17 protein-coding genes and 1 pseudogene are annotated in these 23,830 nt (G+C 57.9%); 13 read left to right on the plus strand and 5 right to left on the minus strand.

Features of this window, described 5'->3' with window-relative positions:
* Nucleotides 1-2: 2 nt before the first annotated feature.
* Complete coding sequence (locus ACP7EE_RS17060) at nucleotides 3-4,787, minus strand: RHS repeat-associated core domain-containing protein (protein ID WP_426235449.1); 4,785 nt, start codon at nucleotides 4,785-4,787, stop codon at nucleotides 3-5.
* Between the two features lie 202 nt (nucleotides 4,788-4,989).
* Between ACP7EE_RS17060 and ACP7EE_RS17065 the strand changes: the two genes are divergently transcribed.
* A complete protein-coding gene (locus ACP7EE_RS17065) occupies nucleotides 4,990-5,580 on the plus strand; it encodes an NUDIX domain-containing protein (protein WP_426235451.1) in 591 nt (196 codons plus the stop codon).
* On the opposite strand, the gene ACP7EE_RS17070 is transcribed toward ACP7EE_RS17065, so the two are convergent.
* On the minus strand, nucleotides 5,577-6,092 hold the full coding sequence (locus ACP7EE_RS17070; RefSeq protein ID WP_426235453.1) for a methylated-DNA--[protein]-cysteine S-methyltransferase: 516 nt from the start codon (nucleotides 6,090-6,092) through the stop codon (nucleotides 5,577-5,579). The two genes, ACP7EE_RS17065 and ACP7EE_RS17070, sit on opposite strands and share 4 nt — an antisense overlap.
* A 135-nt stretch (nucleotides 6,093-6,227) precedes the next feature.
* On the opposite strand from ACP7EE_RS17070, the gene ggt reads away from it, so the two are divergent.
* The 9 genes from ggt (at nucleotide 6,228) to ACP7EE_RS17115 (ending at nucleotide 18,460) form a co-directional block, all read left to right on the plus strand.
* Nucleotides 6,228-7,955: a gamma-glutamyltransferase gene (ggt, locus tag ACP7EE_RS17075; protein WP_426235455.1), complete on the plus strand. Its 1,728-nt coding sequence runs from the start codon at nucleotides 6,228-6,230 to the stop codon at nucleotides 7,953-7,955.
* 63 nt (nucleotides 7,956-8,018) lie between these two features.
* A complete protein-coding gene (locus ACP7EE_RS17080; protein WP_426205374.1) occupies nucleotides 8,019-8,552 on the plus strand; it encodes a cysteine hydrolase family protein in 534 nt (177 codons plus the stop codon).
* 35 nt (nucleotides 8,553-8,587) lie between these two features.
* On the plus strand, nucleotides 8,588-9,643 hold the full coding sequence (locus ACP7EE_RS17085) for a lysozyme inhibitor LprI family protein (protein WP_426235457.1): 1,056 nt from the start codon (nucleotides 8,588-8,590) through the stop codon (nucleotides 9,641-9,643).
* Between the two features lie 606 nt (nucleotides 9,644-10,249).
* Nucleotides 10,250-12,748 carry a type VI secretion system Vgr family protein gene (locus ACP7EE_RS17090; RefSeq protein ID WP_426235459.1) on the plus strand — a complete coding sequence of 833 codons (2,499 nt, stop codon included), beginning with the start codon at nucleotides 10,250-10,252 and terminating at the stop codon, nucleotides 12,746-12,748.
* A 75-nt stretch (nucleotides 12,749-12,823) separates the two neighbouring features.
* A complete protein-coding gene (locus ACP7EE_RS17095) occupies nucleotides 12,824-14,530 on the plus strand; it encodes an esterase/lipase family protein (RefSeq protein ID WP_426205372.1) in 1,707 nt (568 codons plus the stop codon).
* Between the two features lie 107 nt (nucleotides 14,531-14,637).
* Complete coding sequence (locus ACP7EE_RS17100) at nucleotides 14,638-15,804, plus strand: T6SS immunity protein Tli4 family protein (RefSeq protein WP_426205371.1); 1,167 nt, start codon at nucleotides 14,638-14,640, stop codon at nucleotides 15,802-15,804.
* A 58-nt stretch (nucleotides 15,805-15,862) separates the two neighbouring features.
* Nucleotides 15,863-16,186 (plus strand): hypothetical protein, encoded by a 324-nt coding sequence (locus ACP7EE_RS17105; protein ID WP_426235461.1) that lies wholly within the window; start codon nucleotides 15,863-15,865, stop codon nucleotides 16,184-16,186.
* Nucleotides 16,187-16,361: 175 nt separating this feature from the next.
* Entirely contained in the window at nucleotides 16,362-16,622 is a 261-nt protein-coding gene (locus tag ACP7EE_RS17110; protein WP_426205369.1) for a PAAR domain-containing protein, read from the plus strand.
* A gap of 392 nt (nucleotides 16,623-17,014) precedes the next feature.
* Nucleotides 17,015-18,460, plus strand: a complete 1,446-nt coding sequence (locus ACP7EE_RS17115; RefSeq protein WP_426235463.1) for a SulP family inorganic anion transporter — start codon at nucleotides 17,015-17,017, stop codon at nucleotides 18,458-18,460.
* A gap of 19 nt (nucleotides 18,461-18,479) precedes the next feature.
* On the opposite strand, the gene ACP7EE_RS17120 is transcribed toward ACP7EE_RS17115, so the two are convergent.
* Nucleotides 18,480-18,998, minus strand: coding sequence for a carboxymuconolactone decarboxylase family protein (locus ACP7EE_RS17120; protein ID WP_420648936.1), 519 nt, complete (start codon nucleotides 18,996-18,998; stop codon nucleotides 18,480-18,482).
* A 130-nt stretch (nucleotides 18,999-19,128) separates the two neighbouring features.
* Here ACP7EE_RS17120 and ACP7EE_RS17125 point away from each other — a divergent pair, with 130 nt between their 5' ends.
* The gene (locus ACP7EE_RS17125) at nucleotides 19,129-19,950 is read left to right on the plus strand and encodes a cupin domain-containing protein (protein WP_426235466.1); all 822 of its coding nucleotides are present in this window, start codon (nucleotides 19,129-19,131) and stop codon (nucleotides 19,948-19,950) included.
* Nucleotides 19,951-19,953: 3 nt separating this feature from the next.
* Here the strand turns inward: ACP7EE_RS17125 and ACP7EE_RS17130 are convergent, their stop codons facing one another.
* Complete coding sequence (locus tag ACP7EE_RS17130; protein WP_426235468.1) at nucleotides 19,954-20,847, minus strand: DMT family transporter; 894 nt, start codon at nucleotides 20,845-20,847, stop codon at nucleotides 19,954-19,956.
* A 91-nt stretch (nucleotides 20,848-20,938) separates the two neighbouring features.
* Between ACP7EE_RS17130 and ACP7EE_RS17135 the strand changes: the two genes are divergently transcribed.
* Both ACP7EE_RS17135 and ACP7EE_RS17140 read left to right on the plus strand, forming a co-directional pair.
* Nucleotides 20,939-22,270 (plus strand): PLP-dependent aminotransferase family protein, encoded by a 1,332-nt coding sequence (locus ACP7EE_RS17135; RefSeq protein ID WP_426235470.1) that lies wholly within the window; start codon nucleotides 20,939-20,941, stop codon nucleotides 22,268-22,270.
* Between the two features lie 170 nt (nucleotides 22,271-22,440).
* Nucleotides 22,441-22,812: pseudogene (locus ACP7EE_RS17140) on the plus strand (c-type cytochrome); the annotation flags it as partial.
* Here the strand turns inward: ACP7EE_RS17140 and ACP7EE_RS17145 are convergent.
* Entirely contained in the window at nucleotides 22,794-23,681 is an 888-nt protein-coding gene (locus ACP7EE_RS17145) for a LysR substrate-binding domain-containing protein (RefSeq protein ID WP_426205364.1), read from the minus strand. The pseudogene ACP7EE_RS17140 and the gene ACP7EE_RS17145 sit on opposite strands and share 19 nt — an antisense overlap.
* Nucleotides 23,682-23,830 lie beyond the last annotated feature (149 nt).

Below are 23,830 nucleotides of genomic sequence, written 5' to 3' on the forward strand. Positions count from 1 at the left end.
GCTTATCTCCTGAAAGGATAATGTTCATTAGTATTTTCGACCTTGCCATTTCTTGGATCATCTGCAGGACGAACGTTGAAATGAGGTCCTTGGTCACCTTTCTTGTTGCTCTCGCCGAATTTGTGGCCAGCCGAATGATCTTGCAACATCAGTATGAAACCGTCTTCTCTAGTGAACATGTACTGTCTGGTTCGGATCGGCATTCCGGTACCGTCCAGAATATTCTTCCCGTTGATATCAGTCATGTTGGCGTAGGTGAATTGACGTGGTCGCCCACTGATCTCATCTATTTGTATATCCGGCTGATTGCTTTTCGGAATTCCGGCGTCAGCTTTCGCTTGCCTGAAAGCCCCTCGTCTTGAGGCATCAGGTAACTCAGGTTCCCCCTGATTCTGGCAAGTTACGGATTGCTGGATCTTCGGCGGGCAGTTGGAACTCAACCCCAACGGATCCACCCACCCCGTCGGATTCGGCACGTACTGGTACTGATTCAGCCCACCCGCCAGCTTCACCGGATCCGGCGTCAGATAGCGTCCAACGTCCGGATCGTAATATCGATGGCGGTTGTAATGCAGTCCACTTTCTTCATCGAAGTACTGCCCCTGAAAACGCAGCGGCTGGTCGAGGTAGTCTTCGCCGGCCAGTTCCACCGAGGTGGTTTTGCCGTACGCGGCGTACTGCGCCGACCACGCGATTTCGCCGCTGTAGTCGGTGAGTTCTTGCGGGGTGCCGAGGTGGTCGAGTTGGTAGTAGAACGGGCAGGCGCGTTTCGGGCCTTTGCCGTCGAGCATGGCGAGTGGGCGGAAGGTGCCGGGTTCGTAGATGAAGCTGCGGTGTTGGGTTTTGCTGCTTTCGGCGACGAGGTGGTCGCCTTGCCAGAAGAATTCGGTGGTCTGGCCGTCGACGGTTTTGCTGATGCGCCGGCCGAAGGCGTCGTAGCGATAACTGGCGGTTGTTCCGTCGGGGCGGGTCAGGCCGATCAGGCGATGCTGGCTGTCGTAGCGGTATTCGGTGATCAGTTGTTGCGCGAGGCCACGGCGTTCGCGGATCAGGTTGCCGAAGGCGTCGTAGTCGTAGTGGCGGTCGCCTTGGGCCAGCAGGCGGTTGCCTTTGACGCTGCTCGGTCCCGGACGATCCTGCATCAGCAGGTTGCCGGCCGGGTCGTGAGCGTAGCTTTCCGGCAGATGGTCGCGGGTGTGGCACACGCGGATCAGCCGGTCGAGGGCGTCGTACTGGTAGTTGCGCTGGCCGTGGCGGGTGTCGGCGATCTGCTCCAGATTGCCGTTGGCGCTGTAGGCATAATCGCGGCGATACACTGAACTGCGCTGATGACCTACGGCGTGCGCCTGCAAGCGGCCCTGTTCGTCGTAGGTATATTCGCTGAGCAGCAGGCCTTGCTGGCGTTGTTGCTCACGACCGGACTGATAGACGTGGCGAGTGAGCTGCGCGCCGTTGAGGTGGATCGCAGTCAGCGCGCCACCCTTGGCGTACAGGTAGTCGAGTTTGCTGTTGTCGGGCAGGCGCAGGCGTTTGAGCTGGCCGCAGGCGTCGTAGGCGTAACGCAGGGTGCCCCAGCCCTGGTGTTCGCTGATCAGCCGATCCTGAGTGTCGTAGGCAAATTCCAGCGGGTGCTTTTGGCCGTCATCGACGCCGCTGAGTCGGCCGAGGCGGTCGTAGCGGTATTCAACCTTGACCCCGTCCGGCAGGGTCTTGACCAGCAGGCGCCCGGCCGCATCACGCTCGTAAGCGGTGACCAGCGTCGAACCGTCATCGCCAAACTCGGTTTTCTCCAGCAGATGCCCGTTGCGGTCGTAGACGTAAGCGGTGCGCCTGCCGTCGAAGCCGGTTTCCTGTCGGATCAATCCGGTCGGCGTGTAGTCCAGAAGATACTTTTCACCGGACTCGTTCTCGATCTGTGTGAGCAGCAGCTGCGCATGGTCGTAGCGATATTGCACCTGCGTGCCGTCCGGATTGATCCGGCGGCTGACCAAGTGCAGATCGTCGTCGTACTCGTAACGGGTGATGCGCCCGAGTTCATCGCGCTCGGCGGTGATCTGGTTGTAGGGGCTGTAGCTGTAGGCGCGGCTGGCGCCGGTTGGAGAGGTGGTCTGCAGCAGTCGGCCGACGGCGTCCCAGCTCTGGCGGGTAAGCGCGCCGTGTTCGTCGCGAGTGGTAATCCGCCGCCCAAGGGCATCGTAGGAAAATTTACGCACGCCGCCATCGGGCAGGGTTTCCTCGACCAACTGCCCAAGCTCGTTCCACACCAGCACATGGCGGCTGGTGTCCGGATAACGGATCGACAGCAACCGACCTTGCGGGTCGTAGTGGTAATGCGTGACATGCCCGTCCGGATCGACCAACTCGGTCACATCGCCCTGAGCATTGCGCCGGTAAGTCCAGACCGCCTCACCCCGCGAACGGGTGTGCAGGAAACCGTGGCGATACTCGTAGGACGTGGGTGCATCTTCCGGCGGAATCAGCGCAATCAGCCGTCCCACCTCGTCATAGCGGTACTCGGTAACCGCCCCCAGCGCATCCTGCTCGGCAATCAACCGCCCCGCATCGTCGTAAGCCTTGAGCTGCTCACCACCATCCGCGGCGACCTTGCGCACCAGCCGCGCACGGTCGTCATGGACATAGGTTTCCTCAGTGCCATCGACGTACTGCACCGTGACACTGCCGGCATCATCCCAGACATAGCGCGTGTCCATCTGCGAAAACGACGCCCAGTGCCGCACGCAGCGCGCCGCTTTGCCGGACCGTTCCCACGCCCAGAAGAAACTCGCCCCACCGCTGAGTTGCCGCTGGAGGATGACGTGCTGATCGTCGTAGTCGTAACGCTCGCTGTCGCCAACCGCATTGGTCGCCTCGATCAGCCGCTGACGGGCGTCGTAGCGGTAGCTGACGAGGGTCTGCTGACTGCGCCAGACCGCCTCGCGCAACACCTGGTAATCCACCGCCACCAGATGCGTGCGGTCATAGCGCAGAAACAGGCAACGCCCGGCGCCGTTGTCCAGCCGCTGAATACGATTCGACCGATCACGCGAAATAACCAACCGGTTGTCGTAGGCATCACTGACCGCCGTCAGCCGCCCATTGCGAAAGTGATAAAACCGCGCGGAATCCCCGGCCAGCGCCAGGATCAGCTCCTCCGGTTCATCCCCGAGAAAAATCGCCGCCCGCGACAGACTGTTGTGAATCGCCGGCCGCGCAATGCTCGGCAACGGAAAGCGCGTGCGCCGGTTCTCGTGATCAACCCAGACAACCGCGTCACCGTCGATCTCCAAGCGATGCGCCAGCGAATGGCTCCAGCCAAAACCCAGCCCAACGTCGATCTCGGCGGCGCTGTTGCGATACAACCGAGTGAACTCGAACGGCAGCAATCCATCGAGCGAACCGTCAGTCAGGGTCAGCAACTCTTCACCGGTGACCATCGATACCGGGCAACCGTTGGTGCAGGTCGACGCCGCGCAATCCGCGCTGTCACCGTTGGGGTTCTTAGCCTGATCCGAAGCCTCATCCCGAGGCTCGTGCCGCTCCATCCGCGTCATGTCTTGTGACTTGTTGCGCGAGATCGCCGCCGGGTTGGGCACCGTCAAAACCGGCGCCTCGCCCTGACGAATCTCCAGCGGCACGGTCGGCGTCGGCTTCAACGGCGCCTGCCGCGCATTGACCATCAGCGGTCTCAGCGCATTAGCATGTCGGGTCAGATCGGCCTCAGAGGTCAGCTCAGCCAAACGCAACGCCGCAGCCGCCAGCCACTCCCGCGCACGCGGCGATTTGATCTTGGAGAGGACCTTGGCGCTCAACAGCAGCTTCACGCCCATGCCGCGCCCAACGCACATCAGCAAAAAGCCAATCAGCAACTCGGCGCGAACTTCCGCTACCACCTCGGCCAGATACTGCGGCGGCAGCATCTTCAACCAACTGGTAAACGCCGCCAGATGAATAAACAGCAGCGGCTCGTCACTGAGCATCAACAACCCGTTGGCGATGGCCTCGGCCGAGGCGCTCAACAGGGCGTCCAGTTCAAGCGCCGATAGATACGCCAGGAGTTTTTCGCTGTTGGCCTGCAAGTCCGCAAGCAGCGCAAACACCTGCTTCACGTCATCCCAGACGCCGTTTAGCGCGCTCTCAAAACCGCGCCAGTCAGCCTGTTGCAACAAGCCATAACGCTCACTGAACCCGGCACTGGAAAACTCCTTCCACTGCGGCTCAAACCCTGCCCATTCCCCACGCAGCCAGACCTCAAGTCCATCGATGAGACCTTGATAAGACGCGTACAGCGTTTTGACATGCTCGGAGGAAACATCAGGAAAGAAGGTGATGCGATAACGCTGGCCCCGATTGCAGTCGGACACCTCGAGAATGCCGCTGGGGCCGATGGTGTGATGCAGCGGTTCGCCGTAGCTGAGGACGCCATCAACCTCGGCAACCACCGGTTCCAGCATCACCGGCGTATTACCAATCGGCACAAACTGCGCCGCATCGAACATGTGCACCAGGGTCAACGGACCTTGGGCAGGGCACATGAACACCGACGGACTGACGGCCTTACGCGACTTGATCGGCGCAGTCAGCGACACATCGTTGCCGACCTTGAACACCTGCTCGACATCCAGCGCCGTTCCAGTCCAGAACTGCTCGGCCCAGGCGTCGTAGTTGTTCAAACACAGGCGAAATTCGCCGAACAGCGCTTCGGCGTCGGGCTGCTCGGGATTCAGCGCCGCGACCACCAGCAAACCAATGGTGTTATTGAGTTTCAGCAGAGGATCGGGTGGAAGCATTCGCAGTCGCTCGCGCAATTCGATGGAAGGCGCAGAACTGTGCGGGTGATCAAACAGGAAAGAAGTCAGCCAAGTAGGCGCTGGCTGTAGGGCGTTTCGCTATGTGCGTGCGACGACTCCTGAGCGAAGGGCTTTCTATTCACGCAAGTGGGCTTTCGCTTACGATGGCCAGTCTTCAATGACAACTAAAGGATCAAACGTCATGCCGAACACAGCCGAGCGGGTCAACATTGTCGAAACCCAGGTGTTGTCCGAAGACTGGTATCTGCTGAAAAAAATCACCTTCGACTACCTGCGCAACAACGGTGAATGGCAGCGCCAGAGCCGCGAGGTCTATGACCGCGGTAACGGTGCGGCGATTCTGTTGTTCAACCGCGAGAAACGCACCGTGGTGCTGACTCGCCAGTTTCGTCTGCCGGTGTTCGTCAATGGTCACGATGGCTTGTTGATCGAAGTGGCGGCGGGGTTGCTTGAAGGTGTGGCGCCGGAGCAACGGATTCGCGAGGAAGCCGAGGAAGAAACCGGATACCGCGTGCATGACGTGAAGAAAGTCTTCGAGGCATACATGAGCCCAGGCTCGGTGACCGAGAAGCTGCACTTCTTCATTGCCGAATACGACTCGTCGTCGAAGGTCAGCGACGGTGGTGGCCTGGAAGAAGAAACCGAGGAACTGGAAGTGCTGGAGTGGCGTTTCGACGAAGCACTGGCGGCGTTTCAGCGCGGCGAAATTTGTGACGCCAAGACCATCATGTTGTTGCAGTACGCGGCGATGAATAACCTCTTCGGTGCTTAAAACAGTTCGCCGGTCTTGCCGATAACGGTCCACTGGCCACCTTCGAGCGTGAGCAAGCGCTCTTTGGCTTCAAGGCCTCCGGCAAATCCGGTCAGTTTCCCCGATGCGCCGATCACCCGGTGACACGGCGCAATGATCGAGATCGGGTTGCGCCCGTTCGCCGCGCCGACTGCACGCACGGCGCTGGGGTGGCCGATCTGGATTGCGATCTGGCTATAGGTGCGAGTCTCACCGAACGGAATGGTCAGCAACGCGGCCCAGACTTTTTTCTGAAACTCCGTGCCGACGAAATCCAGTTCCAGCTCAAAGCTACTACGCGAGCCGAGGAAATATTCCTCTAATTGCTGCGCAGTTTTCATCAGAACCGGATCGTCCGGTGATTCATTCATAGGCCCCAGACGCACCCGGTTCGGTTTGTCGTTTTCCCAGAGGATGGCCACCAGTCGTGAACCATTCGCGACCAGCTTCAAATCTCCGACCGGCGAGGGCAGGGTGATGAACGTGTGGGCCATGGGGAAAACTCCGGGGCGAGGCGGGAACGACGCTCAGCATACTGCCTGACCGGGGAGGCGCAAATCGTAATCGCGACCATACTGGCTGTTGCTCTTGAAGCGTTTTCCTACCTAATAAAAAGAAGAGATCGACTCATGAAGTACGAACCTTTTGCCAAATCGCTGATTGCGACCTCGTTGGCCCTCAGTTGTCTCATGGCTCACGCCGCCTCGGTGGCGCCGGTTGCCGCCGAAAACGGCATGGTTGTCACGGCCCAGCATCTGGCCAGCCACGTTGGCGTCGATGTTTTGAAGAGCGGCGGCAATGCCGTCGATGCGGCAGTCGCCGTGGGTTACGCGCTGGCGGTGGTTTACCCCGCCGCGGGCAACCTCGGTGGCGGCGGTTTCATGACCATTCAGCTGGCTGACGGGCGCAAGACCTTCCTCGACTTCCGCGAAAAAGCCCCGTTGGCCGCCACCGCCAATATGTACCTGGACAAGGACGGCAACGTCATTCCCGAGCTGAGCACTCGCGGTCATCTGGCGGTCGGCATACCAGGCACCGTCTCGGGCATGGAAATGGCGCTGAGCAAATACGGCACCAAACCGCGCAAGGAAGTGATTGCCCCGGCGATCAAATTGGCTGAAGACGGCTTCGCGCTGGAGCAGGGCGATGTCGAGATGCTGGAATACGCCACCGATGTGTTCAAGAAGGACATCAAAGACTCCGGTGCGATTTTCCTCAGCAACGGCGAGCCAATGCAGGTCGGGCAGAAACTGGTGCAAAAGGATCTGGGCAAAACCCTGCGGGAAATTTCCGAGAAGGGCGCCGATGGGTTCTATAAGGGCTGGGTGGCCGACGCCATCGTCACTTCCAGTCAGGCCAACAAAGGCATCATCACTCAAGCCGACCTCGATAAATACAAGACCCGCGAACTGGCACCGGTGGAATGCGATTATCGCGGCTATCACGTGGTTTCAGCGCCACCTCCGAGCTCCGGCGGCGTAGTCATCTGCCAGATCATGAACATCCTCGAAGGCTATCCGATGAAGGATCTGGGCTTTCATTCGGCCCAGGGCATGCACTATCAGATCGAAGCCATGCGCCACGCGTATGTAGATCGCAACAGCTACCTCGGTGACCCGGATTTTGTGAAAAATCCGATCGAGCATCTGCTGGACAAGAACTACGCGACCAAGCTGCGCAACGCCATCGCCCCGCAGAAGGCCGGCGTGTCGGCCGAGTTGAAACCCGGTGTGGCACCGCATGAGGGCAGCAACACCACCCACTATTCGATTGTCGACAAGTGGGGCAACGCGGTATCGGTGACTTACACCCTCAACGACTGGTTCGGTGCGGGCGTGATGGCGAGCAAGACCGGGGTGATCCTCAACGATGAAATGGACGACTTCACCTCCAAAGTCGGCGTGCCGAACATGTACGGTCTGGTGCAGGGCGAGGCCAACGCCATCGCTCCGGGCAAGGCACCGTTGTCGTCGATGAGCCCGACCATCGTCACCAAGGATGGCAAGGTTGTGATGGTAGTCGGCACGCCGGGTGGCAGCCGCATCATCACCGCCACGCTGCTGACCATGCTCAACGTGATCGACTACGGCATGGGCTTGCAGGAAGCGGTCGATGCGCCGCGCTTCCATCAGCAGTGGATGCCGGAAGAAACCAATCTCGAAGACTTCGCCGCCAGCCCTGATACAAGGAAGCTTCTCGAGAGCTGGGGCCACAAGTTTGCCGGACCGCAGGACGCCAACCACATCGCGGCGATCCTGGTTGGCGCGCCCTCGCTGGACGGTAAACCGGTAGGCAAAAACCGTTTCTACGGCGCCAACGATCCACGGCGCAATACCGGGTTGTCATTGGGTTACTGAGCAGCGTAAAAAGGGGGCGGGCACACCGCCCCTGACTCAAGGTTCGATCAAGGAAGGCTCACCATGACCACCGCATTGCTGATCATCGATGTCCAGCGCGCCCTGTGCTCCGGCGAATATGAATGCCACGACATCACACGCGTGATCGACACCATCAACGGCCTCAGCGCTCGGGCGCGCACAGCGGGCATTCCGGTTGTTGTGATTCAGCATAATGAGAAGGACAGCCCCTTGGCTCACGGCGCCGAAGGCTGGCAACTGGCTGATGGTTTGAACACCGCGCCCGGCGATCTGCGCGTGGATAAAACCGCCAATGATTCGTTCTACCAGACCAACCTTTCGAAACTGATTCCCCGTGAAGACTTTGATCGTCTGGTGATCTGCGGTCTGCAAACCGATTACTGCGTGAATGCCACGGTGCGCCAGGCCCATCAACTGGGTTACGACGTGGAACTGGCGTCAGACGCGCATTCCACCATCGACAACGGCAACATGAGTGCCGAAGACATCATTGCCGAGCACAACAAGGATCTGGCGCACTTGACCGGATCTGTTGCGCGGATCGATGTGAAACCAGCGGCACAAATCACCTTCTGAAAATCTGCGCAATTGCTCCCTGAATGACGTCGGGGGTGGCTGAAGGCATACTGCCGCCGCCCGAAGAATGGAATCTGCCGATGCTCACTTTTACATTGCGTCACGCCCTGTGCGTGACGTCCCTCGCTTTTGTCTCCATTACCCACGCCAGCAGTTTTGATTGCGCCAGTGCTGCCAGTCCTGTTGAAAAAGCGATTTGTGCGGATCCGTACCTTTCGGATCTGGACGAGAAGCTCGGTGCGGTGTGGAAGACGACGTTGGCGAAAGTCGCAGATCCGACAGCGTTGAAGGCCAGTCAGCGGCAATGGCTGAAGAATCGCAGTGCTTGCGGCCAGGAGCCTGCATGCTTACGGCGCGATTACCTGATGCGTCTCACCGAACTTGAATACGCCACCAAGCCGTTCAATTGGAACGCCACCTGGCAACGCATCCCCGGCACTCCCTCATCGGGCGCAACGCTGAACACCAAGCAGCTCGACACCACGCATATCTCGTTCGATATTTCGGCGGCGGAGGGTGGTAATTCTGGCGATCTGGATGGCGTCGCGTTATTGAAGGGCAACCAGGCCAATTACGTCGAAGGGCAATGTGCGGTGAGTTTCACTGCGGTCAACGGAATACTCAACGTGACGCAGGATGGTTCCGACGGCGAGTGCAGCGCGGGAATGGGGGTTTATTACTCCGGTACCTATGTGGCCTCTGACCAACCGTTACTGCTCGATTACGATTTGCTCTCACTCGGTTTGGCCCGCTCCTCTCAGGAAAACGCTGCACTGCACGCTTTGCTCAAGAATGACTATCAGGTGATGGTGAACCTTGCCGGCTCAATAATGGAAGGCGACCCGAGCGCAGATGTACCGGGAAGCAAGGTCACCCGATTGTGGGGGCGTGGTCTCGGAGCTACATCAATCTTGATGAACACTCCCGACGCTCGGCTTTGGGTGATGTTGATGACCTACGATGTGCAGGGTAACCCCCGTGTCCGTTACTACACCAACGTTTCGCAATGGAAGGGACGTCTGCCCGATGTCATGCAGGCATGGCACAAAGATACCTATGACGGAACCCTGCCACTCGACTTCATGCCCTGAAGTCTCAAACTCGCCGGCCATATGCCGGTATGCCGCTGCCAAAGAACTTTTCTTTTAGGTGGTTTGCTTCAAGCAAAGTCACGCATCTGACTGTGGGAAATGATCGTTGCACCATTTTTACCGTCGTTGTCACTCTCTGAGGTAATATTTCTAATGATTGAAAGCTCGGATGAAGTTCAAGACGCGTTCTACAGCAATTGTGCTGCCACCTTGCTAGCGTGTCCGCTAATGTATACATGCAGGCCGGGGTAAGGTTCATCGTGCTTTTGACGCCTGCGGTATCAGCGTTGAATCCTCGTGCCGCGCCACTGCAAAAAGGAACAATGGATGTTCACTACCTTCCTTCAGTTGCACTCCAATTTGACGGTCAATGACCTCACTCTGCCCTTCTACTCCTCGCATTTAACGGCAAAGAAATCCATTAGCAGCCTTGTGTGTTCGATGTCGAATTCGTCATTGCGCGCCGAGATCAGAGCCTCAATGGCGTGCCGCAAAAACCAACCTTTTGGGCGCTCGAAGAGCGCGGTAAGCGCGCACCGCTTTTAACTGTCATGTGAGGCAATTTTCCTCACGTGTCGCTCACCATTTTGACTAGGGAACAGTTATATGCGCCAAAGGGACTTGAGATTCACCTTTTCCGTGCTGTCCGGGCGGACCGAGTTCGAGGTCGTAGAGTTCACGTTGGAGGAGGCGCTTTGCGAGCCTTTCCGGCTAACGGTCGAGCTTGCCAGTGACAATTCCAATATCGACTTTCAGCAGGTACTTGATCAACCAGCGCTGCTAACGATCTGGCAAGGTTCTATGGCTGTCCGTTACGTTCATGGCTTGGTGTCAAGCTTCACTCAAGGCAAAACCGGGTTCCGACGCACGCGTTACCGAGTCGTAGTTGAGCCTCAACTGGCCCGGTTGGCTCTGAGTTCGAACTGGCGCATATTTCAGCAAAAAAATGTGCCCGACATACTCAAGTCAGTACTGACCGAGCATGGAGTGATGAACTATGAACAAAACATCAATGTAGAACACTTGCCCCGTGAATACTGCGCTCAGGCGGGCGATACCGACCTCTACCTGTTCGACAGGCTTTCTACCGAGGAAGGACTTTTCTACTATTTCAAATTCGACGCAAGCACTCATACGCTAGTTCATGGTGACAAGCTCTATGTTCAGGAGCGTATCAAGGGTGGGCCGGTGCTCTACACCACTCAGCCAGCAGCAGATGCCGAGCAACCGGTGCTGTATGCGTTCAGTTACACCGAAAACGTCCGCACGGCTGAGCAGACGCAGCGCGATTACACTTTTAAACGGCCCACCTTCGACCAGCAGCAAAATCTTGCCGGTGATGATCTGAACCATCAGGCCCAAGACTACGAACGTTACGATTACCCTGGACGCTACAAGGTCAGTGCGGTCGGCAAATCTTTTACTGAGAATCGCCTGCGTGGTCATCGCCGGGATGCGCAGATTGCAGTGGTCGAAGGAGATGATCCTCGTCTGATTCCCGGCCTGTCGTTCCAGCTTACTGGTCACCCTAGAGAAGATTTCAACCGGTGGTGGCGTTCGGTCAGAATCACCCATAAAGGTGTACAGCACGCCAGCCAGCAAGAAGAATCTGCCGGCGCGGAGATGGGGGTTAGTTACGACTTTACCGCCGAGATCATTTCCGAGGAAACAGAGTGGCGCCCTGCGCCAATGTCGAAGCCCCGTATTGATGGGCCACAGATCGCCAGCGTGGTGGGGCCTGAAGGCGAGGAAATCTACTGCGACGAATGGGGGCGGGTAAAAATCCAGTTCCCATGGGATCGGGAAGGCAAGAACAATGAGTTCAGCACTTGCTGGATCAGAGTGTCGCAAAACTGGGCCGGCGCGGAATGGGGGCACATGGCGATTCCGCGCATCGGGCAGGAAGTTATCGTCGACTATCTCGATGGAGATTGTGACCAACCGATCATCACTGGCCGCACCTACCGTGCGACCAACTCTCCGCCATACCAACTCCCGAATCACAAAATTCTGAGCACCATCAAAAGCAAAGAGTACAAAGGGACCAGGGCCAACGAGCTGCGCATCGACGACACTACCAAACAAATCAGTGCTGCATTGATGAGTGATCATGGCAGTACCGCATTGCACCTGGGCTATCTGACTCACCCGCGTCCAAGTGGTGGAGAGCCACGCGGTGAAGGTTTCGAGCTGCGCACAGACGAACATGGCGCGCTGCGCGCAGCCAAGGGCCTGCTGCTCAGTACTGAAGAGCAACTGAATGCCAACGGTGGGCATCTCAATCGTGCCACTGCCGTTCAGGTATTGGAGGCAGCTCTTCAACTGGCTAAAGAGTTGGGTGACTACGCCGCAGATCATCAGGGTGTTGGCCATGACACCGAGCCACAGAAGACGCTCAGTGAGGCGGTTCGCGACTTGGGTAATGGTGCGAATGATGAGTCTGGGAAAACCAACGGTGGTAAACCTGCTATTGCTTTGAGTGGTCAGGCCGGTATTGCGGCGGTGTCTCCAAATAGCGTCACTCTGGCAGCTGGCGAGCATATCGATAGCGTTGCGCAACAAAATCAGCAACTCACCTCGGGTCAGAAATTCGTAGTTAACGCAGGCACCGACTTGGGGCTATTCGCTCAAAGCGGTGAGATGCGACATATCACTCACCAAGGACCGATGCTCCTACAGGCTCAAAAGAACAACATCAGCTTGGAGGCGGATCAAAGCGTAGAGATTAGCGCGAGCACTCAACACGTGGTGATCTCTGCCAAGGAGCACATCACCCTGACCTGCGGCGGCGCCTACCTAACCCTTAAGGGAGGCAACATCGAACTGGGTATGCCCGGCAATTTTATCGTCAAGTCGGCCAAGCACAGCTTTATCGCCCCAGCTCACGCGTCCACTGTCTTCAACACGTGGGCCCAAACTCCGTTCAATGAGCGAGTACGGGTGGTACGCAATGGGACGCCATTACCGAATTACCGTTATGCACTTACGCGAAGTGATGGTGCCCGGGTGGAAGGCGTTACTGATGGTGATGGTTGGGCCGCAATGCAGCAGGGTCTCACGACTGAAGGTTATGAGTTCCATCTGCTTGGTCCAAGTGAGACATGACCATCATGCAAATCCCTATATCGGAAAAGTCAGAATCCACATTTAAAGTCGTCAAAACAAGGCAGGGAGAGCCTAATGAGTGAGCCAACAAGGCCAGTGCCAACCCAAATTGGCCCGGACGGAAACGTTACCGCGCGTGTGACCATGAGCCGCACATCTAACAACGTCCGCGCTGAAGTCCATGCACCTCCGGACAAAGCCATCCCCATCATTTTTGTTCCCGGCATCATGGGCAGTCCGTTATTAGCGACAGGCGCTAATGCTCGCATCATGGGTAACGATAATCGATGGGCGTGGTTTCCCGACGATGCCGCTGGTTGGGTCGCGGGAGTCACCAAATGGAAAAGCTACAACAGTTTGACCCCGGTCGAACGCAAGCAGCTGCTCGATCCGCAACTAACCCGCGCGCTGTCGAATCCTCAGGATTCCGATCTTGAAACGGTGAGCAAATTTGTCAGTACCTTGCCGGTTCAAGAGGCAAGGAATCGTGGTTGGGGATCCGTGTCGCTCGATTCGTATGGGAGTATTCTTAACTTCCTTGAAGTACAGCTACGTTTCATTGCAACCCCGGAGGGCAAACCCTACCCAGGGGTTATGGCTGCGGTGCCAAATAATGCCCCGGCTTGGGGCGAGCTCAAGGGCTACAGTCCACTGAAACCAGAAGCATTGAAAGCTGCGGCTGAATTTCGGTACCCCGTGTATGCGGTGGGTTACAACTGGCTCAACTCCAATGCCCAAGCCGCTGACTATCTTGCAGGTCGAATCCAAGCCGTTCTTGAACGATGCAGAAAAGAGCTGGGCGTTAAGTGTGAGCATGGTGTGATTTTGGTCACTCACTCCATGGGTGGATTAGTGGCGCGCATGTGTGCCAAGCGCAACCCAAACCTGATCCAAGGCGTGGTTCACGGTGTCCAACCAGCCATCGGTGCAGCAACCGCCTATCGTCGTGTTCGAGCGGGATGGGAGGATATGGCAGGGGCCATTGGGCTCGGCGGGACTGGCAAAAAGATCATGCCAATCTTTGCAAATGCTGCGGGGCCCTTGGAGTTGTTACCTAATCAGCGTTATGGCACTGGTTGGTTGAGCATCACTTGCAATGGAAAAGAATTATTTCAGATGCCTACTGGGCCAGATCCATACACGCAGATTTACTTAAAGAAGAACGCGTGGTGGAAACTGATGGATGCCGCCTGGATAAATCCAATCGGGAATTCATCCCCGGGTACGCTAGCCAGCGCTTGGAGCAACTATGAAAAAATGCTCAGTCAAGCAAAGTCTTTTCACGCTGGGCTAGGTACTTATTATCACCCCAACAGCTTCGTTCATTACGGGGCAGATAGCAGTCATCAGGCGTTCCATCGAGTCACATGGAAACTTGGCACTGGAGTTATCCCTTCCCATAAGCCAGGAATGCCCGCTACCCCCGTTCCGACGCCCTCACGCGAACATGCTTTGTCTCTGCGACTGAGGGGTGAAAATCACGAAGGGCGAGCGTGGATGGTTGATGACATCAGCGAGGACCAGTTGATTAACCAGTACGGTGTGGGAATTGGCCATAACACCCGTGGGGATGGTTACTTCGCAGATCTTCAAGGCCAGGATCAAGCGGGCGACGGCACCGTGCCTGCACATGCCGCCGAAGACGCTGCGGAGCAAGCAGTGTTCGCTGCCCGTATGACAGGCTATGACCATCAGGGCTCCTACAAGAACCGCAACGTACAGAACCTAACGCTGTATTCGGTTCTGAGAATAGGTGCCAATGCCAAGAAGCTCTCGGCATGATCGCTCGCCGCCATTTTCTAATCGTTGCCCTTGTAGTCTCAATACTGGGGGCATCCGCATACGGATGGCACCAGTGGCGCTTACCCCATTCCAACCAGAGCCATACCATGAGTGACTTGACACAAAATATGCAGACCTACTGCGTCGGTCGGTTACTAATCGACCTGCCAAAAGGGACCACTTGGACCTCCCAGGCAAGTGGAGCGCAATTAGGCAACATGGCACTTTCCGTGACTACTGACGTCACCCAGCAGCAATACGACGAGCTAGTTGAGCGCCGATGGCAAGAAGTGCTGGCAATCAAGACAGACAACAATGGAAAAGCTTATCTGCGACCCTCGGAACGCATTGCAACGCCCGAGGGAGGAGCCGTCTTTGTCTATGAGTTTGAACACGTGGATGGTTTGGCTGAGGATGACGAGACTGTCGTGCAGCAGCTTTTTCACCAAGCCGAAGGCTACCTATGGCGCGACGGCACTCTCTTCAAAATCACCCCATCACTCAATAGCAAAGATGCCATTGCCAAACTGTTTCCTCGACTGCATGCGCGAGCAGCGGATGAAATACCGAGTCGCCCTGGCTTATGCTTGAGCGGCGCATTCGTGGATGGGTACTACGATCTCGCCAACGGTGATCAGGAAGAGGTGAGCTGGGGATTTACGCTGCCTCGCAACTTGGGCGTGGTAGTGCGACACGGAATGATATGGGAGCCTGAGCAGCCTATGCTTGAACGGCGTCGTGAAGCCGACAGGGAAAGTGCTGGATTAATAGCTCGCATGCTCGCGGACCCGAGTGTCGTTGCTGGGCGCAAAGAATATCGAGCTGCAACGCGTGTTGTTGGAGAGATGGATGGCGAGGAATACGTCATGGGTGGAACAGAAGGCAAAGGCCCACAAGAATTCAAAACGAATGTTGGCGGTGAATGGAACTTTGTCGGACGTGGAACTCCTACGCCATTGCCAAGTGTTAATTTGGGTATGGACACTACCTATCTGACATCTAGAAAACCATCGACATTGGGCGAGTTTCCTAATTTTGAAGATGTTTCTGGAGGCCCAACCGAGGCAGAGTTCTTCGAGATCTGGGACGCCATAATTGAAAGCGTGCGCTTTCGTCCAGGAGCCCTGACGCCACCATCAGGTGGAAAACCCCTCATTAGTCCTCCTAGCCCGGTGACATCAACTCCGGTCACCAAGCCAGGAACAAATGACTACGCTCTGGAGGAGTTCCTGACTGGGCTACCACCTTCCCAGGACTGGATGGATAAGCTTTAGGGCTGATCAGCACTTGGTACATATCAACCCTTCGAACGCACACATGGATGGAAAAGTAATGCACCCACCTAGCACCGACTCGATCAAACCGGATCACTCTCGACTTGCTGTCGCTTCAGTCCTGGTCGTGATATTTGGCTTGCTGTTTATGGTGCTGCGTATCGCTCAGCAAAATTACGTGATGGCCATTGGCGCGGTCTGGGTAGCGAACAGCCTGACAATGGTCCTGCATGCGCTGTATTGGCAGCGCTACGGTTTGTCGGGGCCATATAAAGTTGCTGTTGTAGCTCAAGGTCTGATTACGATCGCCCCACTGCTGTTCGGACAGTCCGGCCTAGCACTGATTCTTTTCATGCTGGGCGGAGAGATACGTTTCTGGTAGTGCAGGTAGGTCAACTAATCGCGGACATCCCGATAGTTGATTCAGGCAATCTCCCGTTCGCAACAGGAATGCGAGCAACACCCCTGCGTTCACACAGGTCCGCAGGGGCTCGTCAAGCAAGCAACCTTTAAGCGTTTACGGGTCAGCTTCGTTGGTGCACCTCAAAGGAAGAGACATGGATATCATTCGACTCGGCGACTCCACCAGTCACGGCGGAACCGTAATTGAAGCTTTCAGCCAAACTGACTTATATGGCAAACCCATGTCTGGCGTGGGACATAAGGTCGACTGTCCTAAATGCAAAGGAACATTTCCCATATCTGAAGGAAGCGCCACGCTGGATGTCGGTGGTGTGCCCGTGGCGCTTCACGGAATGAAAACCGCCTGCGGTGCCAGCCTGATAGCGAGTAATCCCAACGGCAACGCCGATCGTTGAAAACTGCAGAGGGTATTTTCGATGATCACTTAGCGTGTGCTGCATTTGAGTCTAACCAGCTAAACGAACCTTTTATGTCAAAGAAACCACCGCTACATGTGGTCTTGGATCGTTCCAAGCGATTGCGCCAAGCCACTGGACGTTTGGGTTTGTCGAGCGATGAAACTCTTTGGTCTGGTTGGCATGTGAAATACCAATTCACTTGCTTGTACGGACACCTCTTCAGCACGACTACCGTCACGCTAATGAGTCCGACCGCCAAAGGCTGCCCAGAGTGCAGCGCACAGTCCCTGATCACTGGCCCGCACCCACGCATTTGCGTAACATCCGCAACCCTCTTTTCTCCGCGAATTTCAGCGGCCGCGTTCGTCGGTCGCTCTGTCAGGTAAGCCATGAAACCGATTCGTCTGCGCGCCGATGTCCTGGCCGGACTCACCACCTCGTTTGCCCTGTTGCCCGAATGCATTGCGTTTGCGCTGGTGGCGCACCTCAATCCGCTGATGGGCCTGTACGGCGCGTTCATCATTTGTACGCTGACTGCGTTGTTTGGCGGTCGGCCGGGCATGGTGTCGGGCGCGGCAGGTTCGATGGCGGTGGTGATCGTTGCGCTGGTGGTGCAGCAGGGCGTGCAGTATCTGCTGGCGACGGTGTTGCTCGGCGGTTTGATCATGATGGCGTTCGGGCTGTTGCGCCTGGGCAAACTGGTGCGCATGGTGCCGCACCCGGTGATGCTGGGTTTCGTCAACGGTCTGGCGATCATCATTGCGCTGGCGCAGCTGGAGCATTTCAAAAGCGGCGAGCAGTGGCTCAGCGGTACGCCGTTGTACCTGATGACCGGGCTGGTGCTGCTGACCATGGCCATCGTCTACATCCTGCCGCGCCTGACCCGGGCCGTGCCGCCGGCATTGGTGGCGATCCTCGGCGTCGGCCTGTTGGTCTACCTGTTCGGCCTGCCGACGCGCACCTTGGGCGACATGGCGCACATTGCCGGTGGTCTGCCGACCTTCGCGCTGCCGGACATCCCGTGGAATTTCGAAACCCTGCGCATCATCGCGCCCTACGCGATTTTGATGGCCATGGTTGGCCTGCTGGAAACCCTGCTGACCCTGAACCTGACCGACGAAATCACCGAAACCCGTGGCTATCCGGATCGCGAATGCGTGGCGCTCGGCGCGGCGAATATGGTCTCGGGTGTGTTTGGTGGCATGGGTGGTTGCGCGATGATCGGCCAGACCGTGATCAACCTCAGTTCCGGCGGGCGCGGGCGCCTGTCCGGCGTGGTCGCGGGCGTGCTGATTCTGTTGTTCATTCTGTTTCTGTCACCGCTGATCGAGCGCATTCCCCTGGCGGCGTTGGTCGGCGTGATGTTCGTGGTGTCGCAGCAGACCTTCGCTTGGGCCTCGTTGCGCGTGCTCAACAAAGTGCCGCTCAACGACGTGCTGGTGATCATCGCTGTGACCACCATCACAGTGTTCACCGATCTTGCGACAGCGGTGTTGTGCGGGATCATCATCGCAGCGCTGAACTTCGCCTGGCAACAGGCACGCGAACTGTATGCGGACGAGCATCTAGAGGCCGACGGCAGCAAACTTTATCGGCTGCATGGCACGCTGTTTTTCGCCTCGACCACACCGTTTCTCAACCAGTTCGACCCGGCCAGCGATCCTGATCGGGTGACGCTGGATTGCCGGCATCTGAGTTTCGTCGATTATTCGGCGATTGCTGCGCTGAAAACCTTGCGCGAACGCTATGAGAAGGCTGGCAAACATTTGCAGGTATTTCATCTGTCGGAACGCTGCAAGAAACTGCTCAAACGTGCCGGGGTTGATCACGAGTGAGATCAACCCCAGTCACTGATCAGGCATCGATGGCGGGAAAGTCGATGTCGGTCAGGGCGACGTTGTTGAGGTAATTGGTCAGCGTCTGCGCGGCGACGATGGCGATTACTTCGATGATCTTCTTGTCGTCGATACCCGCTGCGCGTGCGGCCGAAATCTGCTCGGCGCTCAAGTGTCCACGGGTTTCAGTCAATTGTTGGGCGAGGGCGGCGAAGGCATTCAGCCGACCGTGTCGTGCTTCGACAATTTCCTCCCCGGACAGCCCGGCCTTGCCGCCAAAAAACGTGTGCGCCGCCAGGCAGTAGTCGCAGCCGTTGACCTGCGAGGTGGCGAGGTACACCGCTTCTTTTTCCTTGGCGCTCAGCGAGGTTTTGCCTAGCGTGGCGGAGATCTGCACGTAGGCATCCAGCGCTACCGGCGCGGTGGCCAGGGTGGCGAACAGGTTCGGCAGAAAGCCGATTTTCTTTTGCACGCCTTCAAGCACGGTGCGGGTGGCGTCGGTGGTGGTTTCGAGGCTGACTGGGCTGATGCGGCTCATGGTGTTTCTCCGAAAGTCCGGCGCGAGGTGCGCCGGGGATGGAGCTCATGTTATGCAGCGCGGCTGGTGCTTTGGCGGCATATCGTCGAGGATATGCGACAGATCGTCCAAACCTGCCGGGGAATCATCCATGGATCGCCTGTCGACCTTGCTCAGTCATTTCGGCGTCAATGCCGGCACCTTCCATAGCGGGACTTTCTGCGGTATCAGCGCGTACGGCGGCGAGCAAACATGCGGGCATGTGCACTTGTTGCAGGCTGGCGAGTTGTTACTGAAGCCGGGCAATGAGCCGCAAATCACCCTGAATCAACCGACGCTGATTTTCTTTCCGCGACCGTTTGCCCATCGGCTGTTCGCCGATGAAGCCATGGGCACGCAACTGGTGTGTGCATCGCTGACCTTCGACGGCGGCGCCGGCAACGCGTTGGCGGCGGCTTTGCCGGATTATCTGGTGCTGAAACTCGCTGACATTCCTGAACTCGGCAGCACGCTGGAATGGCTGTTCAAGGAAGCGTTCGACGGACATTGCGGGCGCGAAGCGGTGATGGATCGGCTGTTCGAACTGCTGGTGATTCTGTTGTTGCGGCACATCATCAGCAGTCGCGATCAACGTCCGGGGATGATGGCGGGGCTGGCCGATCCACGACTTTCCCGTGCCTTGAGTTTGATGCATGAGCAACCGGCCAAAGCCTGGAGCGTTGCCGAACTGGCGGCCGTCGCCAATCTGTCGCGCGCCGGTTTTGCCGAGCAATTTCGCCGGGTGGTGGGGCAGACGCCGCTGGATTATTTGTTGAGCTGGCGCGTCAGCCTCGCGCAGAAACGTCTGCGCGAAGGCCGGCCGATTGCGCTGATTGCCGAAGAGGTCGGTTATGAAAGTCCTTCGGCGCTGGCCCGGGCGTTTCGGCGCAAGACCGGGTTGAGTCCGCGTGATTGGAAGGCCAGTGCCAGTTGAGGGCTACCTGGCGAACTTCTTCGCCCCGGCCACACACAGAATCACCCCCAAAGTGACCAGCAGCATGCCGAGGCTGACCTGCTCATGCAGTAACGTCGCCGCTAGCGCCAAGCCAAAAAACGGCTGCAACAGCTGCAGCTGGCCGACCGCCGCAATCCCGCCCTGCGCCAGACCGCGATACCAGAACACAAACCCGATCAACATGCTGAACAGCGAGACGTAGCCAAGGCACACCCACGCCGAAACGCTGATACCGCTGAACGAAGCGGGTGCGAGCCACAGACTGAGCACGGCCATCAGCGGCAACGCCAACACCAGCGCCCAACAAATTACCTGCCAGCCACCGAGAGCGCGCGAAAGTTTTGCGCCTTCGGCGTAACCGAGGCCGCACGCGATAATCGCCGCCAGCATCAGCAAATCACCGGTGGGCGAGGCGCTCAGTCCCTGGGAAACAGCGAAACCGACCACCAGCGCGCTGCCCAATACCGAAAAGATCCAGAACACCGGTCGTGGCCGTTCACCGCCACGCAGCACGCCGAAAATCGCCGTGGTCAGCGGCAGCAATCCTACAAACACAATCGAATGTGCTGACGTCACGTATTGCAGCGCCAGTGCCGTGAGCAACGGAAAACCGAGCACCACGCCCAGCGCCACGATCAATAACGACAGCCACTGATTGCGCGCCGGGCGCCGTTCACGGAACGCCCACAACAAGCACAGCGCCAAGACGCCGGCGATGGTTGCGCGCAGAACAGTGAGAAACACCGGATCGAACTCCAGCACCGCGAGCCGTGTAGCCGGTAGCGAGCCGCTAAAGATCAGCACGCCGATGAAGCCGTTGACCCAGCCGCTGGTTTTTTCCAGGGCCGGGTTGGTCAGATTCGATGTTCGTTCCATTCGAAGTCGTGCTCGGTTGTGGGGTTGCGTGGTTTCGATCCTATGGCTGAGAATCAGGACAATCAAAGAATTGTCATGGATACACCTCGACATGCCGCGCTCCCGTTACAAGACCCTGGTCGACACTTACGCCGCGGACATTCGTTCCGGGCAACTGGCGCCAGGCACGCGCCTGCCCACTCACCGGCAACTGGCAGCCAGCGAAGGTCTGGCGCTGGTGACTGCTTCACGGGTTTACGCCGAGCTGGAGGCGATGGGCCTGGTCAGCGGCGAAACCGGGCGTGGCACGTTTGTGCGCGAGACATCGTTGTCGACGGGGCAGGGCATTGATCAGAAAGACGTCGCGGTCGGGATGATCGACCTGAATTTCAACTACCCGTCGTTACCCGGTCAGGCGGATATGTTGCGCACTGCGTTGCGACAATTGGCGTTGTCCGGCGATCTCGAGGCGCTGCTGCGCTATCAGCCTCATGCCGGACGTCAGCATGAACGGGCCTCGGTCGCTCGGCATTTGCAAACTCGCGGATTGAGTGTCGAGGCCGAGCAGGTGTTGATCGTCAACGGCGCGCAACAGGGACTCGCAGTAACGCTGATGGCGCTGCTCAAACCCGGTGACGTGATCGCCGCTGACGCCCTGACCTATTCGGGGTTCAAGGTGCTGGCCGAAGCGCTGCATCTGGAGCTGGTGGCGATCCCTGTCAGCGCTGATGGCCCGGATTTGGCCGCCTTGGAAAAACTCTGCCGTAGCCGACCGGTGCGTGCGGTTTACAGCATGCCGACCCTGCACAATCCGCTGGGTTGGGTGATGTCGCGGGCGCAGCGTGAAGAACTGGTGTCCGTTGCCCGCCGGCATGATCTGACCATAATCGAAGACGCGGCCTACGCGTTTCTGGTCGATAACCCACCGCCGCCGTTGGCCGACCTGGCGCCGGAGCGGACGGTTTACGTATCGGGCCTATCAAAAAATATCGCCACCGGTTTACGTGTAGGTTTTATCGCCGCGCCAGTGCCCATGGTGCCGGCGCTGGAGCGGATTATCCGCGCAACCACCTGGAATACGCCGGGTGTGATGACTGCCATCGCCTGCGGCTGGCTCGACGACGGCACTGTCATCGCGCTGGAAGCGCAGAAACGCAATGATGCCCGGGCACGCCAAGCGCTGGCCGCCGAAATCCTCAAAGGCTTGCCGACCATTGGCCATCCGTCCTCGTATTTCGTCTGGCTGCCGTTGCCGGAAGATGTGCGGGCGGATCAGATTGTGGTCGAGTTGATGCAGGCGCAGGTCTCGGTGACCAGCGCGGAGCCATTCACCGTATCGGCCCATGTCCCACATGCAATTCGCCTTGCGTTGGGGTCGGTGGATATGGATGTGTTGCGCGAGGCGTTGAGCAAAGTCCGGCAGATTGTCGGTGCTTACACCTAGCCCGAGTTGAATGAATTCCTGTGGCGAGGGAGCTTGCTCCCGCTGGACTGCGCAGCAGGCCCCGGCTATTGCGATGAAAAGCGAGGGCCGCTTCGCGACCCAGCGGGAGCAAGCTCCCTCGCCACAAAGTTGTTACCCTTGCACCGCCGATTTACTGATCCGGAACCCTGATGAAAAGCTTTGCCTTCTTGATTTTCTTCAACGCCTGCCTGCTCAGCACCCCAGCCCTCGCGGTTGGAGACGCCGAGGCCGGCAGCAAAATCTTTCCGCGCCTGTGCGGCGGCTGCCATCAGGTCGGCGAATCCGCCCGCCCGGGATTCGGCCCGGTGCTCAATGACATCTTCGGCCGAGCTGCCGGGACATCGGCCAACTATGTCTATTCCGACGCGATGAAAAACTCCGGCGTGACTTGGGATACCGCGACCTTGACGGCGTATCTGCAAGATCCGAAAGGCGTGGTGCCGGGCACGCGGATGATTTTCTGGGGGCTGAGTGACCAGGAGAAGATTGATAATTTGCTGGCTTATTTGCAGTCGTTTTCCGCCTTGCCGGCAAACCATTCCAGCACTACCCCACATGCCGGATGCGACGAAGCCGCCGGCTGCAAACACAGCGAATAAATCCCCCCGGTTTTCAGCGGCTGGCCAAACGGCACCACTAACACGCCGCGTTCAAGGGATTCCGCCGCGAGCGTCATGTCCGTCACTGCCACGCCCAATCCTCGTGCCGCTGCATCCAGTGCCAACTCATCGAGGTTGAACGGGATGTGCCGGTAATCCTCCAGCGCTTTGCCGTCGTTGGCTGCCAGCCATTCAATCCACGCTTGCCGATCCGCCGAGCGGTGCAGCAATGGGAAACGCAGCAGATCTTCCACCGAGCGCGGCGCCCCGGCCAGGGTTGGGGCGCACACCGGCACCAGCGTTTCCTGAAATAGCGTCAGGCAATCGGCAGCGTTGGACGGCGTCGGCAAATAAAGGATGTACGCATCGCTGTCGCTGGCCGGTTCGACGACTTCAGTGGCGACTGTTTCAATTGCCAGCGATATCTCGGGATGACGCAGATAAAAGTCGCTGAGTTTCGGCAACAGCCAACGTACCGCCAACGACACATGCATGCGAATGCGGAACGGGCGCTTCTGCGGGGCGAGGCGCTCTTCCAGGGTTTTCAGTTCAGCGAGGATATTGCGCGCGCTGGCCAGCACCTGTTCGCCTTCCGGGGTCAGGCGCAGGCTGCGGCTGGTACGCAGGAACAGCGCGACATTGAAATGACTTTCCAGTTGCTGAATCTGCCGGCTGACGGCGCTTTGGGTCAGACACAGCTTCTGCGCGGCCTGAGTGAAGCTGCCGGAGTCGGCGACTTCCACCAGCGCTTGCATGGCTTGCAGGGACGGGACGTGACGAATTTTATCCATGCGCTTTCGGAATGGCTCGATGATTTTATAACGTTGGTTGGCGCTGCAAAGACCTAATAGATTCTAGCTCTGGCGGCGATCTTCACCACCTGCGCATGCGATTCACGCATGGCGAGGGACAGAAGGCAAGCCGCCGAACGACAGTCGAA

Origin of the sequence: Pseudomonas sp. TWP3-2, assembly GCF_049897765.1 — a bacterium.
Classification (GTDB): domain Bacteria; phylum Pseudomonadota; class Gammaproteobacteria; order Pseudomonadales; family Pseudomonadaceae; genus Aquipseudomonas.